Source organism: Microbacterium sp. PI-SA-G (assembly GCF_057215335.1).
This window is the reverse complement of the sequence record NZ_CM170103.1, coordinates 2,602,630-2,617,248: the sequence shown is the minus strand read 5'-3', so window position 1 is coordinate 2,617,248 and position 14,619 is coordinate 2,602,630. Positions and strand designations below refer to the sequence as shown.

General features: G+C 68.7%; 17 protein-coding genes, 1 tRNA gene and 1 pseudogene. 9 read left to right on the top strand and 10 right to left on the bottom strand.

The window, feature by feature from the left end; all coding sequences use genetic code 11:
* The first annotated feature begins 8 nt into the window (after window positions 1-8).
* On the top strand, window positions 9-1,481 hold the full coding sequence (locus AC2D10_RS12885) for an alpha/beta fold hydrolase (RefSeq protein ID WP_484708208.1): 1,473 nt from the start codon (window positions 9-11) through the stop codon (window positions 1,479-1,481).
* A 2-nt stretch (window positions 1,482-1,483) separates the two neighbouring features.
* Here AC2D10_RS12885 and AC2D10_RS12880 read toward each other — a convergent pair.
* Window positions 1,484-1,861, bottom strand: a pseudogene (locus tag AC2D10_RS12880) (arginase family protein); the annotation flags it as partial.
* A 258-nt stretch (window positions 1,862-2,119) separates the two neighbouring features.
* On the opposite strand from AC2D10_RS12880, the gene AC2D10_RS12875 reads away from it, so the two are divergent.
* Window positions 2,120-2,638, top strand: a complete 519-nt coding sequence (locus AC2D10_RS12875) for a DUF3253 domain-containing protein (protein WP_484708206.1) — start codon at window positions 2,120-2,122, stop codon at window positions 2,636-2,638.
* A 96-nt stretch (window positions 2,639-2,734) separates the two neighbouring features.
* Window positions 2,735-4,141 carry an MFS transporter gene (locus tag AC2D10_RS12870; RefSeq protein ID WP_484708205.1) on the top strand — a complete coding sequence of 469 codons (1,407 nt, stop codon included), beginning with the start codon at window positions 2,735-2,737 and terminating at the stop codon, window positions 4,139-4,141.
* A gap of 17 nt (window positions 4,142-4,158) precedes the next feature.
* On the opposite strand, the gene AC2D10_RS12865 is transcribed toward AC2D10_RS12870, so the two are convergent.
* From AC2D10_RS12865 to AC2D10_RS12855, 3 genes are read right to left on the bottom strand one after another with little or no spacing between them, the layout of a single operon-like run.
* Window positions 4,159-4,659, bottom strand: coding sequence for a GNAT family N-acetyltransferase (locus tag AC2D10_RS12865; RefSeq protein ID WP_484708203.1), 501 nt, complete (start codon window positions 4,657-4,659; stop codon window positions 4,159-4,161).
* A complete protein-coding gene (locus tag AC2D10_RS12860) occupies window positions 4,652-4,927 on the bottom strand; it encodes a type II toxin-antitoxin system TacA family antitoxin (protein WP_484708202.1) in 276 nt (91 codons plus the stop codon). Before AC2D10_RS12860 ends, AC2D10_RS12865 begins: the two co-directional genes overlap by 8 nt.
* Window positions 4,928-4,965: 38 nt before the next feature.
* On the bottom strand, window positions 4,966-5,427 hold the full coding sequence (locus tag AC2D10_RS12855; RefSeq protein ID WP_484708201.1) for a MarR family winged helix-turn-helix transcriptional regulator: 462 nt from the start codon (window positions 5,425-5,427) through the stop codon (window positions 4,966-4,968).
* 103 nt (window positions 5,428-5,530) lie between these two features.
* On the opposite strand from AC2D10_RS12855, the gene AC2D10_RS12850 reads away from it, so the two are divergent.
* Complete coding sequence (locus AC2D10_RS12850; RefSeq protein WP_484708198.1) at window positions 5,531-6,055, top strand: helix-turn-helix domain-containing protein; 525 nt, start codon at window positions 5,531-5,533, stop codon at window positions 6,053-6,055.
* Between the two features lie 3 nt (window positions 6,056-6,058).
* Here the strand turns inward: AC2D10_RS12850 and AC2D10_RS12845 are convergent, their stop codons facing one another.
* The 3 genes from AC2D10_RS12845 to dcd are packed head-to-tail and all read right to left on the bottom strand — an operon-like array spanning window position 6,059 to window position 7,559.
* Window positions 6,059-6,490 (bottom strand): GNAT family N-acetyltransferase, encoded by a 432-nt coding sequence (locus AC2D10_RS12845; RefSeq protein WP_484708197.1) that lies wholly within the window; start codon window positions 6,488-6,490, stop codon window positions 6,059-6,061.
* 6 nt (window positions 6,491-6,496) lie between these two features.
* Entirely contained in the window at window positions 6,497-6,952 is a 456-nt protein-coding gene (locus AC2D10_RS12840; RefSeq protein ID WP_484708196.1) for a hypothetical protein, read from the bottom strand.
* A 1-nt stretch (window position 6,953) separates the two neighbouring features.
* Window positions 6,954-7,559 carry a dCTP deaminase gene (gene dcd, locus AC2D10_RS12835; RefSeq protein ID WP_484708195.1) on the bottom strand — a complete coding sequence of 202 codons (606 nt, stop codon included), beginning with the start codon at window positions 7,557-7,559 and terminating at the stop codon, window positions 6,954-6,956.
* Between the two features lie 92 nt (window positions 7,560-7,651).
* Between dcd and AC2D10_RS12830 the strand changes: the two genes are divergently transcribed.
* The 3 genes from AC2D10_RS12830 to AC2D10_RS12820 all read left to right on the top strand — a co-directional run bounded on the left by AC2D10_RS12830 (window position 7,652) and on the right by AC2D10_RS12820 (window position 9,017).
* A tRNA-Gly gene (locus AC2D10_RS12830) sits at window positions 7,652-7,725 on the top strand.
* A gap of 155 nt (window positions 7,726-7,880) precedes the next feature.
* Entirely contained in the window at window positions 7,881-8,054 is a 174-nt protein-coding gene (locus AC2D10_RS12825; protein ID WP_484708193.1) for a hypothetical protein, read from the top strand.
* Window positions 8,055-8,057: 3 nt separating this feature from the next.
* Window positions 8,058-9,017 (top strand): SDH family Clp fold serine proteinase, encoded by a 960-nt coding sequence (locus AC2D10_RS12820; protein ID WP_484708192.1) that lies wholly within the window; start codon window positions 8,058-8,060, stop codon window positions 9,015-9,017.
* Between the two features lie 6 nt (window positions 9,018-9,023).
* On the opposite strand, the gene AC2D10_RS12815 is transcribed toward AC2D10_RS12820, so the two are convergent.
* Entirely contained in the window at window positions 9,024-9,443 is a 420-nt protein-coding gene (locus tag AC2D10_RS12815) for a tyrosine-type recombinase/integrase (protein WP_484708190.1), read from the bottom strand.
* Between the two features lie 266 nt (window positions 9,444-9,709).
* On the opposite strand from AC2D10_RS12815, the gene AC2D10_RS12810 reads away from it, so the two are divergent.
* Window positions 9,710-10,078, top strand: a complete 369-nt coding sequence (locus tag AC2D10_RS12810; RefSeq protein WP_484708188.1) for a hypothetical protein — start codon at window positions 9,710-9,712, stop codon at window positions 10,076-10,078.
* A gap of 152 nt (window positions 10,079-10,230) precedes the next feature.
* Here the strand turns inward: AC2D10_RS12810 and AC2D10_RS12805 are convergent, their stop codons facing one another.
* A complete protein-coding gene (locus AC2D10_RS12805) occupies window positions 10,231-10,881 on the bottom strand; it encodes a hypothetical protein (RefSeq protein ID WP_484708185.1) in 651 nt (216 codons plus the stop codon).
* 342 nt (window positions 10,882-11,223) lie between these two features.
* On the opposite strand from AC2D10_RS12805, the gene AC2D10_RS12800 reads away from it, so the two are divergent.
* The gene (locus AC2D10_RS12800; protein WP_484708184.1) at window positions 11,224-13,368 is read left to right on the top strand and encodes an alpha-galactosidase; all 2,145 of its coding nucleotides are present in this window, start codon (window positions 11,224-11,226) and stop codon (window positions 13,366-13,368) included.
* A gap of 13 nt (window positions 13,369-13,381) precedes the next feature.
* Here the strand turns inward: AC2D10_RS12800 and AC2D10_RS12795 are convergent, their stop codons facing one another.
* Window positions 13,382-14,581: an ROK family protein gene (locus AC2D10_RS12795; protein ID WP_484708182.1), complete on the bottom strand. Its 1,200-nt coding sequence runs from the start codon at window positions 14,579-14,581 to the stop codon at window positions 13,382-13,384.
* Between the last annotated feature and the right edge of the window lie 38 nt (window positions 14,582-14,619).

Sequence of the window (14,619 nt, the reverse complement as noted above, 5' to 3'; positions counted from 1 at the left end):
AGATCTTGATGAAGAACCGACTGTGGGCGACGACGGCAGCACTGGCCGCCGCGATCGTGGTGCTTTCCGGGTGCACGGCGAGTGGATCGACGAGCTCGACGCCCGAGTGGAAGCCGAAGCCCGTCAAGTGGAGCGAGTGCTCGGCCGACGACGCCGAGGCCAACGGCACGGAGGGGTTCCTGTGCGCCACGCTCGCGGTGCCCGTCGACTACTCCGACCCCGAGGGTGAGATGACCGAGATCGCTCTGTCGAAACTCCCCGCGACGGGGAAGAAGGGCGAGACGGAGACTCTGCTGATGAACCCCGGCGGTCCCGGCACGGGGGGCCGTCAGCTGCCGGGTCTGGGCACGGCGCTCCTGACGGATCTCGCGAAGGATCACGACCTGGTCGGTTTCGACCCGCGCGGCACCGGGATCAGCGCCCCTCTCTCGTGTCTCGCCGAGGCCACGACGTTGACAGGGTTCGAAGCCACCGAGAAGGAGCTCACCGCCGCGATCACAGCGCAGACCGCAGATCGCGAGGCCTGCATCGACGACAACGAGGAGTACGTCGCCTCGATGCGCGCCGAGGTGACCGCGCGCGACATGGAATCGATCCGCCTGGCCATCGGCCAGAAGAAGGTCGACTACCTAGGCCTCTCCTGGGGGACCTACCTGGGCGCGGTGTTCCAGTCGTTGTTCCCAGACAGTGTCGACGAGATGGTGCTGGACTCCGCCGTGACGCCCGACGTGGATCTCGCGACGATGCAGGACGAGGTGCTCGAGGTCGCAGGACCGAAGCTCCAGGAGTTCGCCGAGTTCGTCGCCTCCGTCCCTGAGGGCGCCGCCCTGGGCGCGACGCCCGAGGCGGTCGTGGCGTCACTCGTCGACATCACGACGAAGTTGCAGGGGAAGCAGGTGACGGTCAATGACTCACCTGTGGGTGAATACACCTTCGAGAGTTTCATGTTCGCGCCCAAGCGTCTCTGGGCCGAAGCCATCCCGATGATCCTCTCCGTGCAGAAAGCGCTCGGCACGCTCACCGCCGTGGAGCCGGGAACAGACACCGTGGCCGATGGGACCGAAGCGGCGTACCTCTGCAACGACTGGAAGCCCGAGCAGACCGCAGCGTCGGCCTGGCAGGACATCTCTCGTCTGCGCACGGACCACCCTGAGACCTGGACCGCCGCTCAGGCGTACTATTTCGGGTTCTGCGCGGAGTGGCCTGAGGATCTCGCTCCTCGTCCCGCCGCGCTCAAGGACACCGGTGCTGCTCTCCTGCTCGTAAGCCATTCCCAGGAGATCGTCACGCCGGCATCGCTCGCGAAGGCTCTGCAGGACGAGGTCGGTGGAAGCATCCTCGCGATCGACGACGACGTCCACGGCGGCGCCGCGAACGCGTCACGATGCGGGTCTGCCGCGTTGACGGCCTTCTTCCAGGACGGCACGACCGAGACGACCAGCTGCGAGTACGACATGGATCCGTTCGGCGACAAGAAGTAGGGTCAGGGCCGCCCGAGGCGCGCGGCGAGCAGGCAGACGAGCTCGTAGACCACGTGACTCGCGGCGATTCCCGTGATCTGCGCGTGGTCGTAGGCCGGCGAGACCTCGACCACGTCGGCCCCGACGATGTCCTTCGCGCTGAGCGCCCGCAGGATCCGCCGCAGCTCCCGGCTCGTGAGCCCGCCCGCCTCGGGCGTGCCCGTGCCGGGAGCATGCGCGGGGTCGAGCACGTCGATGTCGATCGAGACGTACAGCGGCTTGTCGCCGACGCGCTGCAGCATGCGCGCGATCGCGGCCTCGACCCCGTGCTCCTCGACATGGAGGAGACGGTGCTGGTGTCGGCCGTGGGCGGGGCGCACGACCTGGTCACCGAGGTGGGCGGTGGTTCCGTCGCCGGGGCGGGCGGTTGGATGCCGTGGGGAGGTTCCGGTCGCAGTTGACGCCGTCCCGCCGGCGGCCCGGCGGCAGGAACTGCGACCGGAACGGGAGGGGCGGCGGCCCGGCGGCAGAAACTGCGACCGGAACGGGCGGGGCGGATGCCGGGGCGGCAGGAACTGCGACCGGAACGGGCCGCGCGGGGGGCGGGGCCCGCGCGCAAGGGGCTGGCTCCCGGGCAGGCGGCACGGCAGGGTGGAGGAATGGATGCAGAGGCCGGCTCAGGAACCGATACAGAGGCCGACGGAGTCGAGCGCACCGACGACGGGCGTCACATCGTCGTGAACGGGCGCAAGTGGCGCGCGAGCGACCCGTCCATTCCCGAGAATTTCCGACAGGAGCTGGTCGACGAGCTGATGGCTGCGCGGCGAGCGGTCAAGGCGTCCGAGCCCGACGCGCGCCGGCGGGTGCAGGACGCGAAGGTCGCCCTCGGCGAGCGCGGCGCCCCGTGGTGGGACGAGGCATCCGACGCCGACTTCGCCGAGCGCGCGGCCGCCACCATGCGTGCCCTCACCCGCAAGCGCGCGGAGTCGTCGATCTGCCCGAGCGACGTCGCCCGCGCGATCGGGGGCGAGTCGTGGCGCAGCCGCATGGCCGATGTTCGCCGCGTCGCAGGCGAACTCGCCGCACGTGATGAGGTCGTGGTGACGCAGAAGGGCGAACCCGTGCAGGTCGACCAGGCGAAGGGTCCCGTGCGCATCATCCGCGGCAGCGCCCTGTGACGCGGCAGCGCCCTATGACCGGAAGCGTCCTGTGACCGGAATCTCGGCGCGGCGCGCCGTCACCGCCCGTTCACCGGGCACGGCCAGACTTCGAGCATGAGTGCACGCGATTCCCGCTCGGACGTTCCCGAGCCTCCGGCGACTGCCAACAGCGGCGCCGTGGCCGTGATCGGCCTCGATCTGCGCGGCGAGACTCCTGCCCCCAAGAAGCAGGTGTACTCGTGGGCGCTGTGGGACTGGGCGACGCAGCCGTTCAACACCGTCATCCTCACCTTCGTCTTCACGGCGCTGTACCTGGTGGGCTCCGGCTTCCTTCCGGCTGAGGTCGCCGCCCTCGACGCCGATGACCCGATCCGGATGGCCGCCGAGGCGGAACTCGCCTCGGGTCTCGGGCTGGGATCGACCATCGCCGCGTTCGGCATCCTGTTGCTCGCACCCGTGCTCGGCCAGCGGGCGGATGCCGCGGGGCGCCAGAAGCTCTGGCTCGGCATCGGCACCGGCGCGCTGGTGTTCTGCATGCTCGGTCTGTGGTTCGTCGAGCCGACCCCGAGCCTGTTCTGGCTGGGCGTCGCGCTGATCTCGGCCGCGACGGTGTTCCAGGAGATCGCAGCGGTCAACTCCAACGCCATGCTGATCGGCATCGCGAACCCGAAGAACGTCGGCCGGATCTCGGGCCTGGGATGGGGCTTCGGCTACCTCGGCGGCATCATCGCGCTCGTGATCGTGGTCGTCCTCGACACGTTCGACTGGTTCGGCATGTCGACCGAGAACGGGCTGGCCTATCGCCTGATCGCGGTCGGATGCGCCGTCTGGGCCGTGATCTTCAGCATCCCGATCTTCCTCAACGTGCCCGAGCCCTCGCTCGGACGCCCCGAGCGCCGGGTCGGCTTCTTCCGGTCGTACGTGCTGCTGGTGCAGGACGTGCGCGGTCTGTACCGCGACCCCGAGACGCGTCCGACGTTCTGGTACCTGCTCTCGAGCGCCGTCTTCCGCGACGGTCTCGGCGGCGTCTTCGCCTTCGGTGCGATCATCGGCACCGCGGTGTTCAAGTTCGGCGCGCAGGACATCATCATCTTCGGCATCGCCGCGAACCTCATCGCCGGTGTCTCGACGATCATCGCCGGGCGCCTCGACGACCGCGTCGGGCCCAAGCGCATCATCCTCGCCTCGATCGGCGCGATGATCGTCGCGGGGCTCGCGGTGTTCGTGCTGCGCGACGGCGGCACCATGGTCTTCTGGATCGGCGGACTCATTCTCTGCGCGTTCGTCGGTCCGGCGCAGGCTGCCGCCCGCTCGTTCCTCGCCCGCGTCACGCCGGCCGGACGCGAGGGCGAGATCTTCGGCCTCTACGCCACGACCGGGCGCGCCGCGAGCTGGATGGCCTCGGGCGCGTGGACGATCCTGATCGCGCTGACGAGCCAAACCGCCTTCGGCATTCTCGGCATCATGATCGTGCTCATCATCGGATTCCTGCTGCTGCTGCCCGTGAAGGCGCCGCGCTAGAGCCGGGGGCTGCGGCGTCAGATGAGAGTCGCGCGAGCGTCCGCGAGGAGAAGGTACAGCGTGCGATCCTGCCCGGGGAACCGCGTGAAGCCGAATCGTTCGTAGAACGGAACGACCTCCTCGGTCATCGCATGCACGAGGATGGCACGGATGCCGATGGCCTCTGCAGCCTCGATCGCTCGCGATGTGGCGTGCTGCAGCAGCGACGCGCCCAGTCCGACTCCGGCGAACGACTCGTCGACCGCGAGTCGGCCGAGCAGCACCACCGGGATCGGATCGGGCTGCTGCCGCGCAAGCTCTGCCGGCACCGAATCGCGGACGATCGAGCTCGAGGAGAGGCAGTAATACCCGGCGACCCGCCCCTCGCGAGTCACCGACACCAGGGTGCGCGATGCTCCCGAACGTTCATTGCCGCGCGCGCGGCCGCGCAGCCACGCGTCGAGCTGCTCCTCCCCGCACCGGAACTCGCTGACCCGATCCCCCGGCGCGAGCGGACGAGGAGTCAGGAACTCAGTCAACGAAGATGGATTCGCGCGTCAGCAGTTCGCGGAGTCCGTGGACACTGCGGGCTGGTCGGTCGAGCACCTCGAGGAAGGCGTCGAACCGGATGGCGTCGACGCGCAGTTGACGGTCGCGCTGGATGACCTCTTCCGCACGCTGCGTCAACGCCTCGGCCGAGAAGTCGGTCACAGATCGCCCCTGCAGCGCCGCAGCCTCTTCGATCGCCGACTTCTGCGCCGAAGTGACCCGCAGTTCGATGCGGCGGTTTTTCAGGGGTGCGGTCATCTCATGATTGTACGGCAGATTTCCGTACACGGCGAAGATCAGTGCCAGTTGTCGGCGAGCTTGTTCAGCAGTCGCGCCAGCTCGGTGCGCTCGTCGGTGGTGAACGACTCCAGCGCACGACCGAGGTGCTCGCGGCGCTCCCCCCGCATGCCGCCGGCGAACCGGCGGCCTTCGTCTGTCAGGGCGATGCGGGTGCGGCGCGCGTCATCCGGGTCGGCCTCGCGACGCACCACCCCGTGATCGACTCCCTGCTGCACCAGCCGCGAGGCGCGCGGCTGATCGACGCCGATGGCCTCACCGAGCGCGCTCACACTCAGCGGCGTGGATGCCGCGGCGAGCGCCTCAAGCATCCTCATGCGCGCCGGACCGGCGATGCGCGCTGACGGATCACCCATCCACGGGGGCCCTCCGGGGCGGCCATGACCATGGGGACGGCGGCCCCGCAGGCGGGACAGCGCGTGCGCGACGGCTTCGGCCGGATCGATCTCATCGGAGGACATGTGTCGATTTTACATGCGACTTGACATGCATCCGTACCGCATGTCACACTACATGTACATGCACTGTGGCATACACATGCATCATGACAACAAAAGGACTTCCATGAACACCTCTGAATCACACACCTCTGAGAACACCCGCCCGTTCGGCTTCTGGCTGAAGGTCACCGACCGCCTGCTGGCCGACGAGTTCGCCACCGCGTTCGAGAACGAGCGCGCCGGCCGCCGCGACTGGCGCCTGCTCAATGTCGTCGACGGCACGATGCCCGCCCGCCGACCGCTGCACGCACACAAGCTGCAGCGACTGGTCGAGCGCGGCTGGGTCATCGCCGACGGCGACGGTTGGGCCCTGACCGACGACGGCCGTGCCGCGAAGGAACGCCTCGGCGCCGCCGTCGACGGCATCCGCGCGAAGGTCGCCGACGCCGTCTCCCCCGAGGAGATGGCCACGACGCTCGCCTCGCTCGAGAAGATCGCCCGCGCATTCGGATGGGACGAGGCGAACCCTCTTCCCCGCGGACGCGGACGTCTTCACGGCTTCGGCGGTCACGGACGGGGCTTCGGCCACGGGCGCGGCTTCGGCCACGGGCGCGGTCACGGCTTCGGCCACGGGCACGCCGCCAGCTGACTCTCAGTGCGGCGGGCGCACCAGGAACAGGTCGATCGGATCCTCATGCTCGACGACGAAGCCCAGCCGCGCGTAGAGCCGATACGCCGGGCTCCCCTGCAGCACGTTGAGGCGGAAGGTCGCGGTGCGCTCCGACAGCATCCGCTCGAGGACGCCCCGACCGATGCCGCGCCCCTGCAGATCGGCATCGAGATAGAAGTGCTCGATCCATAGGGCGCCCTGCGCATCCGGACGCAGGGCGATGGATCCGGCATCTCGCCCGGCGACGACGATCACCTGCGTGAGCGCGGGATCGAAGGCGTCGAGAAGGCGTCGCCGCACCCGCACCGGGTCGTAGATGCCCAGGCGCTCCAGGTCGTCGCGCAGCACGACGGCGCGCAGCTCGGCGATCCAAGCGGCGTCGTCACTCGTGCTCGGGCGCAGCTCCCACGTCATTCGCGCTCAGAGCGGCAGTGCGCCGCCGAGCGACGCGACGGCGAGCGAAACCGACGGGTCGGCTGCGGCGAACGGGAAGGTCGTGCTGGTCACCAGGTAGATGCCCACGACGACCGCGGCCGCGAGCAGCAGGAACAGGACGCCGAACACCGCGATGGAGAAGCCGCGGTACCCGCCGGACAACGGCACCTCGGGGGCCACCGACGGCCTCGCCCAGTCCTCGGCCGCCGCCGACGGCGCATCGTCATCGAGGATCGCCGGCTTCGGGCGCGTGCGTCGCGACGACGGCATCAGCTCGGGCGGAGGCGGCGGGATGACGGCATCCGCGATCGGAATATCGGGAACGTCCGTGAGCAGCCCCTCGGGGATCGGCGTCTCGGGCGCATCGGGCGGGATGACAGCGTCGCGCGGGGGAATCTGCGGGTCCTGCGGATCCTGCGTGGTCCTGCTGTCATCACTCATGTCAGCCTCCGACTGCTCCGATGTCGGTCACGCCGACGTCTGTCCGGTGGAAATTCAGGTGCGACCGCGAGGCCGTGGGGCCGCGCTGACCCTGGTAGCGGTTGCCGTAGGGGCCCGAGCCGTAGGGGTTCTCGGCGGGCGAGGTCAGGCGGAAGAAGCACAGCTGACCGATCTTCATGCCCGGCCACAGCTTGATCGGCAGCGTCGCCACGTTCGCCAACTCGAGCGTCACATGCCCCGTGAAGCCGGGGTCGATGAACCCGGCCGTCGAGTGCGTGATGAGACCGAGACGACCGAGCGAGGACTTGCCCTCGAGGCGGGCGGCCACATCGTCGGGCAGCGTCACCTGCTCGTACGTCGCACCCAGGGCGAACTCCCCCGGGTGCAGGATGAACGGCTCCTCCGGATCGACCTCGATCAGGCGTGTGAGCTCCGGCTGATCCTCGGACGGATCGATGAACGGATACTTGTGGTTGTCGAACAGCCGGAAGTACCGGTCGAGACGCACGTCGATGCTCGACGGCTGAATCATCTCGGGCTCGCTCGGGTCGAGGCCGATGCGGCCAGATGCGAGTTCTGCCTTGATGTCGCGATCGCTGAGAAGCACGGCCCCAGCCTAGTTGCCCGCAGCCTTCGACACTTTGGCCAACGCGACCGTGGCGGGTAGGCTGGCCTTCACCTGCTCTCCGGAACAGGTACGGGGCTGTAGTTCAATGGCAGAACTTCTGCTTCCCAAGCAGATAGCGCGGGTTCGATTCCCGTCAGCCCCTCCACAGGGTTATCCCCAGGTCAGGCGCTGATCACGTCCGCCACCGTCTCCCAGCAGATAGCCGCCTCCAGGCGCACTCGTGTCATCCCCGTGCCAGTAGCGCTCCGCTCTCGGGAAAATTAACTGCCCGCGGATAGCCTCATATGCAACAATTCGACCATGCCCACCACGCCTGAACTCGACGCCCTCGTTGCACGCACTCGGGAGATCCCCGGCATCGCGGAAGTACTCAAGACATACGGCGCAGCGCACGAGGCAACCCGTTACACCCCCACCAGTCACACGGTGGCGCGCGCCACGATGTCAACATCCACGAACTTCACGCGACGCTGACGTATGCCGACTTGGGGTGAGATTCTCACCGAGATCAACACGCGCTGGACAGACCAACAGACGGGCGCTGTGGACCTCGATGGGATGCGTCGCCACTACCTCATCGCCCTGCACCAGATCACCGAGCGCAATACAGTCACGTACTACACGGACTGGATGGGCTCGAACTCCCCAGATGTGTCGATCAATCTCACCGACGTGCACGGTCTGATGGAGGTCTTCAAGGACCTTGATCGAAGCAAGGGCCTCGACCTCCTCATCCACAGCCCCGGAGGCGACCCCACTGCGGCCGACAGCCTTGTCCGCTATATGCGCGCGATGTTTGATGACGTCCGTGTGATCGTGCCGGTGGCAGCGATGTCTGCCGCCACAATGTGGTCGCTCGCCGCGGACCGAATCATGATGGGGCGGCACTCTCAGTTGGGCCCCATTGACCCCCAACTCGTGACCCCTGCCGGGAGTGTCCCTGCTGGCGCGATCCTCCGACAGTTCGACCGCGCGAAGGAGGAGTGCAAGAGCGACCCAAGCGCCCTGAGCGCATGGATGCCCACCCTCCAGCAGTACTTCCCCGGGCTCCTAGAGATGTGCGATGACTCGACCCGACTCTCTAAGACGCTAGTCGAGGAGTACCTGCGCGAGCACATGTTCATTGGCCGTGATGACCGCGCTGACCGAGCCCGTGTGGCGGCCGAGTTCTTCGCGAATGACACCATACATATCGCGCACGGACGCGGGATTCGAGCGGATCAACTAAGGGAGTACGCCATTGAGGTCGAGGACCTCGAAAGCGATCCGGCGCTCCAGGACGCCGTGCTCTCTGTGCACCACGCCTACATGCACACGCTCGGCATGACGCCAACGCAGAAGATCACTGAAAACCAGTTGGGCCGCGCGGTCATCAAGTCAATGCAGATGATGCAGGTAATGCCCCCCGGGTTTGCTCCCGGCGTTCCTACCCAGTAGCCGGACCTATCCGCTCGGCATCTCCAGACGAATGACGGCCTCCAGGCCTGCGCTTCGCATCTGTACACGAGGCTCCATCGCTCCCCCAGCGAGGATGTCAAGCGTCGCGGCGATGGCGACGTTACGCTCCTCCGCGGCGTGCTGGTAGATGAGCGCCGCTCGTGCTGTGGAGTGCCCGGCGCGCGCCATGAGTTCGCGCGTCGTTGCGCCACCCTGCGCCGCCATCGTCAATCCCGCGTGCCTCACGTCGTGCACGTGGAACTGTCCCAGGCCGATGCTTCGTGCCACCTTGCGCCATGCCTGCCCGAGGGCGTTCCCGGTGATCGCCTCACCATCAGCGCGAGGGAACAGGGGCGACTTCCCGAAGCCAGCCGCCGCGGCAAGGTGCGCCTCAACCTCGGCGGCGATCCGGGGAGGGAGCGCCACGGAGACGATCCGGGATCGCCTCACCGCGGCCATGCCCGTCGAGCCCACCACGCCCGACCATCAGCCAGTCCTCGACGCCCTCGCACCGAAGGGCGCCGACATCATCGCGCTTCAGGCGCACCAGTGGTCGAAGGTGCGCGCGCTCCTCGACGCCGGGCGTGACCTCCCGAGCATCATCGCGGACGCCGACCGTGTGCGCCTCGCCGCGATCCTCGACAACCTGGAGACGATGCCGGAGGTCCTGGAGGACTCCCCAGCCCGAGTCCGTGGTGGACTTCGTGCAGGGCGCGGTGTGGGACCGACTCGTGCAGGTGGACCCTGCCGCCGAGCGCATCACCGACATCGAGCGCACGAACCAGCCCGCCATCGCATGGCGCACCATCCTGGAGGGCCTCGCGGCGACGGGTGAGATTCCGTTCGAAGGGCTCGTGCTCCTCCACCAGGCTGACACGGAGGCGTTCGACCTCCTCGTGGACGGTGACGCGCTCGCCGCCCCGGCACCGTCCGGAACGAGATCCCGACGCTCGTGGAGTCCCTGGAGAGCATGCCCGTGGACGCCTGAGCGCCCCACCACCGCCGAGGGGCGGGCTGGCCTAACCGGCTGGTCCGCCCCTCGCGCCGGCTCCGCCCGCTGAGCGCCTCTGAGAGCTTCCACCCCGCCCCGGCCTCGTTCGTCGCTCTGTGCGGCTCTGGCGACTCCTGGGCGGGTCTTAGTGCCCCACCTAAGTCCGAAAGCAACCGCACACCGTCCATCCTGCAAGAGCCTGAAGAGGCGAACTGAGGTGCGTCACCCGTCACCGGCAGACCTTGACGGGTGGTTCGCAGAGAACGTCTGCCAGGGACCATACGAGGTCTGCACATGCGGATGCTCAGCGAACCCAGGCTCCTTCACCGGCTCCCTCGACACCCAAGTCACAGCCGCCCGGCCGCGCTCGTACTTGCTCACCTGGGAGAGCCCTGTGCCGGAGGCCGGGACCTCGAACTTCCAGTAGAGCCGAGAGAACGGCTCCAGCCTGACCGGTATCGCCGGGTCGCGGATGCCCTCCTCGGTGATCACTCCATTCCAGTCCACGTGCATAGCGAGCGGTTCGTCGGGGTTTGTGGACCCCGCGACGCGGAGGCTCCGTTGTTCGCCCTCTCCGGGGAACTCCCAGTACACGTCGGTGATTTGCGTGCCCACATCGCCCGTGTTCGTTACGGTGACTTCTAGCGCCCATTCCTCCTTCAGCACGCGTCCGTCGGAGTGCTGCTCCTGGTAACGCCCCCATTCACCGGTCACGGTGAGGCGCGGTCGCTCCCATCGGTAGTGCCGGACGATCTGCCAGCCGAGCGAGTATCCGCCGACTGCGAGCGCGAGGAGGCTGATGACAACGGCAGCAAGAGCGACGCCGAAGTTGGCTCCGTCGAATGCGTCCACAGGGATGGGCGTAGGGGTCATGCGACCACCGTAGTGATAGAGCCTCACCGCATCCCACGACGGGTTCGACTCGGGCCGCTGTCGATGACCGGATGGACAGCGGTTGCGCGGTCATCCACTCCCCTTTCGGCGTGCCAGATTCGTGCCAGTACAGGGAGTGACGTGCCATAACTCACGGATACGGGAGGGCAGGGACGAGAGCGGGGCTCAGCAGCATCACACGACATTTCCGGGTCTTCGCTGATGGCCTGCTATCTGCTTCCCAAGCAGATAGCGCGGGTTCGATTCCCGTCAGCCCCTCTCCTCACGATCTCCTCTGTACCCTCGGTTGCGGCGTCTTCCGCGAACGTCGATGATTAATTCATGACGTCAAGTATCGGGACCAGTCCGCTCGCGCACCTCCGCCGCTCCGGTGTGAGCCTGGTCTTCGGCAGCGACGCATTCGGCGCGCCGACGGTCGCGCACTGGGGTCGCGCACTCGATGACCGCGACGTTGCGGGGCTGCTCGCGACCGCCGCTCCGGCGGCGATGAACAGCTCGCTCGACATCCCCCGATCGTTCTCGATCGCCGCGGGGCGCGCGCACGGCTGGTCGGGCACGCCCACGGTCGATGCCGACAGTGCGGATGCCGTGGTCGACGGCTTCACGCTGAGCGACACCGTGGCGGACGACACGGAGGCCCGATTCACCCTGCGCGATGCGGCCGCCCTCGTCGAGGCCGTGTTCTCATACCGTCTCGACACCGCCGGAGTGCTGCACGCCGCGATCGAGATCCGCAGCCTCACCGACGACCGCGCCGTCGACATCCGCGCCGCACGCGCGCTCCTGCCGCTCCCCGCGCGCGCCGAGGAGGTGCTCGACTTCTCGGGCCGCTGGACGAACGAACGTCGCCCCCAGCGGTCGGCGATCCACGACGGCACCTGGCTTCGCACGTCTCGCCGCGGACGCCCGGGTCACGATGCTTCGTTCCTCACTCTCGCCGGCACCGAGGGTTTCCGCTTCCGCACCGGCGAGATCTGGGCCGCCCATCTCGCGTGGAGCGGTAACCAAGAGACACTCGTCGAGCGGCTGCCGGAGGGCGCCGGCGTGCACCGATCCGTCCTCGGCACCGCCGAGCTGCTGGACGCCGGCGAGGTGCGCCTGCAGCCGGGTGAGACCTACCGGTCTCCCGACGCCGTCTTCGTCTGGAGCGACGAGGGCATCGACGGTGTCACCGCACGCCTGCACACCTCGATCCGCGCCCGCGACTCGCACTCGCGCGCACCGCGGCCGCTGCTGCTGAACACCTGGGAGGCGGTCTACTTCGACCATGACCTCGCGACGCTCACCCGGCTGGCGACGTCGGCGGCCGAGGTGGGCGTGGAGCGGTTCGTGCTGGACGACGGCTGGTTCCGGTCGCGGCGCGATGATGGTGCGGGGCTCGGCGACTGGTTCATCGACGACGACGTCTGGCCCGACGGGCTGCGTCCGCTCTCGGACCGCGTGCACGAACTCGGCATGCAGTTCGGTCTGTGGTTCGAGCCCGAGATGGTCAACCCCGACTCCGACCTCGCCCGCACGCATCCCGACTGGCTGCTGGGCGAGTCGCCGCTGCTCGCATCCCGCCATCAGTTCGTCCTCGACTTCTCGCGCGACGACGTCACCTCCTACATCGTCGACCGCCTCGACGACGTGATCACACAGGCCGGCGTCGACTTCGTGAAGTGGGACCACAACCGCGACCTGCACGCCGCCCTGGGCCCCCGCGGCGAGCGCCGGGTGCGCGCCCACACCGCCGGGGTCTATCGCGTCCTCGACGAGATCCGCCGCCGTCACCCCCGCCTCGAGATCGAGTCGTGCGCGAGCGGGGGCGGCCGCGTCGACCTCGGCATCCTCGCGCGCACCGACCGCGTGTGGGCGTCGGACTGCAACGACCCGATCGAGCGCCAGAGCATTCAGCGCTGGACGCAGACGCTGTTGCCGCCCGAGCTGATCGGCGCGCACGTCGGACCCACCGAGTCGCACACGACCCACCGGCACGCCTCATTCGCGTTCCGCGCGATCACGGCGCTCTTCGGGCACGCCGGCATCGAGTGGGACCTCGAGACGGCGACGCCGGACGAGCGCCACGGCATCGCCGCCTGGGCCTCGCTGTACAAGGAGCTTCGCGGGCTGATCCACACGGGCGTCACGGTGCGCGGCGACGCCATCGATGAGGGCGCGCTGCTGCACGGCGCCGTCGCGGCGGATCGGAGCGAGGCCGTGTTCGCGTGGGTGCGCACACACACCAGTGGCACAGCATCGAGCCCGCGCGTGCCGATCCCGGGGCTCGATCCCCGCGTGGCGTATCGCGTGCAGGTGCGCGATGAGCTGGGGAGCGCCAGCCGCCATCAGGTCGCGGACCCGTCATGGCTGCAGGCGGAGCATCCGCTCGTCTGCACCGGCGCCGTGCTGGCTGAGGGTCTGCCGCTGCCCGTGCTCAACCCTGGCCAGGCGATGCTGCTGCACCTCACCGCCGTCGCGGACTGACGCGGCGCGCGGCTCAGCGCACGAGCGCCTGGACGGCCGCAGCCGCCGCGCCGCGGGCCCAGTCCTCGAAGGTGTGCGGCCGGGTGACGATCGGGCAACGTGCCGCGGCACCGAACGCGTGCGCGGCGTAGGCGCGGCGCAAGGTCTCGTCGAACAGGTCGAAGTTCGCCACGCCCTCGCCGCCGATGAGCACGACCTCGGGCCCGGTGAGGCTGACGAGCGTCGCGATCGCGGTGCCGATGACGCTCGCGGCCTCGCGGAAGGCGGCTTCGGCTGCGGGGTCGCCCTCATGCGCGAGCCGCACCGCGTCGTCGATGTCGACGGGCCGCCCGTGCGCCGCGGAGACGGCAGCCTCGATGGCTTCGGTCGAGGCGACGGTCTCGACGCAGCCGCGGCGTCCGCACGGGCAGAGGCGGCGAGGGTCCGCGAGCGGCAGGTGTCCGATCTCGCCCGAGACACCGTAGGCGCCCGTGACGACGTCGCCGTTCAGGTGCAGTCCGCTGCCGATGCCGCGCCCGATCGTGACGATCGCGAACGATGCCGTGCCGACGCCTGCTCCGAACCAGTGCTCGCCGACCATGAGCGCGTGCACGTCGTTCTCGAGCGTCACGGGGCGACCGAGCCGCCGCTGCAGCGCACCTCCGAAGTCCTCGTCGGTCCAGCCCATCAGCGCCGAATCGCGCACGATGCCGGACGCCGCGTCGACGTCGCCCGACACCGACACCCCGATGCCCGCGATGGCGGCGGCCTTCTCGCCGAGGCGGCCCTGGAGCGTGACGACCACGTCGGCGATCGCGTCGACGACGGTCGCGGGGTCGTGCGCCGCAAGGCCGCGGTGCTCGACGGCGAGGACGGTCGTCGTGAGATCGGTCGCCACGGCGATGATCTCGTCGACGTTCACCTTGACGCCCAGGATCAGCAGGGCGTCGGGAACCAGGGCGACCGGTGCGACAGGCCGCCCGGGGGTGCCGTCGCGCTGCGCGGGCGGCGGGGAGTCGACGAGCCCCGCGGCCACCAGCGGCGTGACGGCCTTGGTGACGGCAGCCTGAGACAGACCGGTGTGCCGCGCGATGTCGATACGGCTGATCGGACTGCGCGTGAGGAGGGTCGCGAACACCTGTGACGCGGCATCCGACGCAGAGCGGATGAGAGTCGTGCGCATGGCGGTGTCGTCATGCAGGGTCTCGCGGCCCGTGTTGTCGTCGTGGTCCATCGGTGTCCTCGCTGTCTTCGGCAACGCTAGCGAATCCC

Excerpts from the sequence above, each read along its gene's own strand:
- AC2D10_RS12805 (WP_484708185.1), bottom strand. The coding sequence starts at position 10,881 with ATGACCCCTACGCCCATCCCTGTGGACGCATTCGACGGAGCCAACTTC.
- AC2D10_RS12825 (WP_484708193.1), top strand. The coding sequence starts at position 7,881 with ATGCCCACCACGCCTGAACTCGACGCCCTCGTTGCACGCACTCGGGAG.
- AC2D10_RS12795 (WP_484708182.1), bottom strand. The coding sequence starts at position 14,581 with ATGGACCACGACGACAACACGGGCCGCGAGACCCTGCATGACGACACC.
- AC2D10_RS12860 (WP_484708202.1), bottom strand. The coding sequence starts at position 4,927 with ATGACCGCACCCCTGAAAAACCGCCGCATCGAACTGCGGGTCACTTCG.
- AC2D10_RS12855 (WP_484708201.1), bottom strand. The coding sequence starts at position 5,427 with ATGTCCTCCGATGAGATCGATCCGGCCGAAGCCGTCGCGCACGCGCTG.
- AC2D10_RS12885 (WP_484708208.1), top strand. The coding sequence starts at position 9 with ATGAAGAACCGACTGTGGGCGACGACGGCAGCACTGGCCGCCGCGATC.
- AC2D10_RS12850 (WP_484708198.1), top strand. The coding sequence starts at position 5,531 with ATGAACACCTCTGAATCACACACCTCTGAGAACACCCGCCCGTTCGGC.
- AC2D10_RS12800 (WP_484708184.1), top strand. The coding sequence starts at position 11,224 with ATGACGTCAAGTATCGGGACCAGTCCGCTCGCGCACCTCCGCCGCTCC.
- AC2D10_RS12845 (WP_484708197.1), bottom strand. The coding sequence starts at position 6,490 with ATGACGTGGGAGCTGCGCCCGAGCACGAGTGACGACGCCGCTTGGATC.
- AC2D10_RS12820 (WP_484708192.1), top strand. The coding sequence starts at position 8,058 with ATGCCGACTTGGGGTGAGATTCTCACCGAGATCAACACGCGCTGGACA.
- AC2D10_RS12875 (WP_484708206.1), top strand. The coding sequence starts at position 2,120 with ATGGATGCAGAGGCCGGCTCAGGAACCGATACAGAGGCCGACGGAGTC.
- AC2D10_RS12840 (WP_484708196.1), bottom strand. The coding sequence starts at position 6,952 with ATGAGTGATGACAGCAGGACCACGCAGGATCCGCAGGACCCGCAGATT.
- AC2D10_RS12870 (WP_484708205.1), top strand. The coding sequence starts at position 2,735 with ATGAGTGCACGCGATTCCCGCTCGGACGTTCCCGAGCCTCCGGCGACT.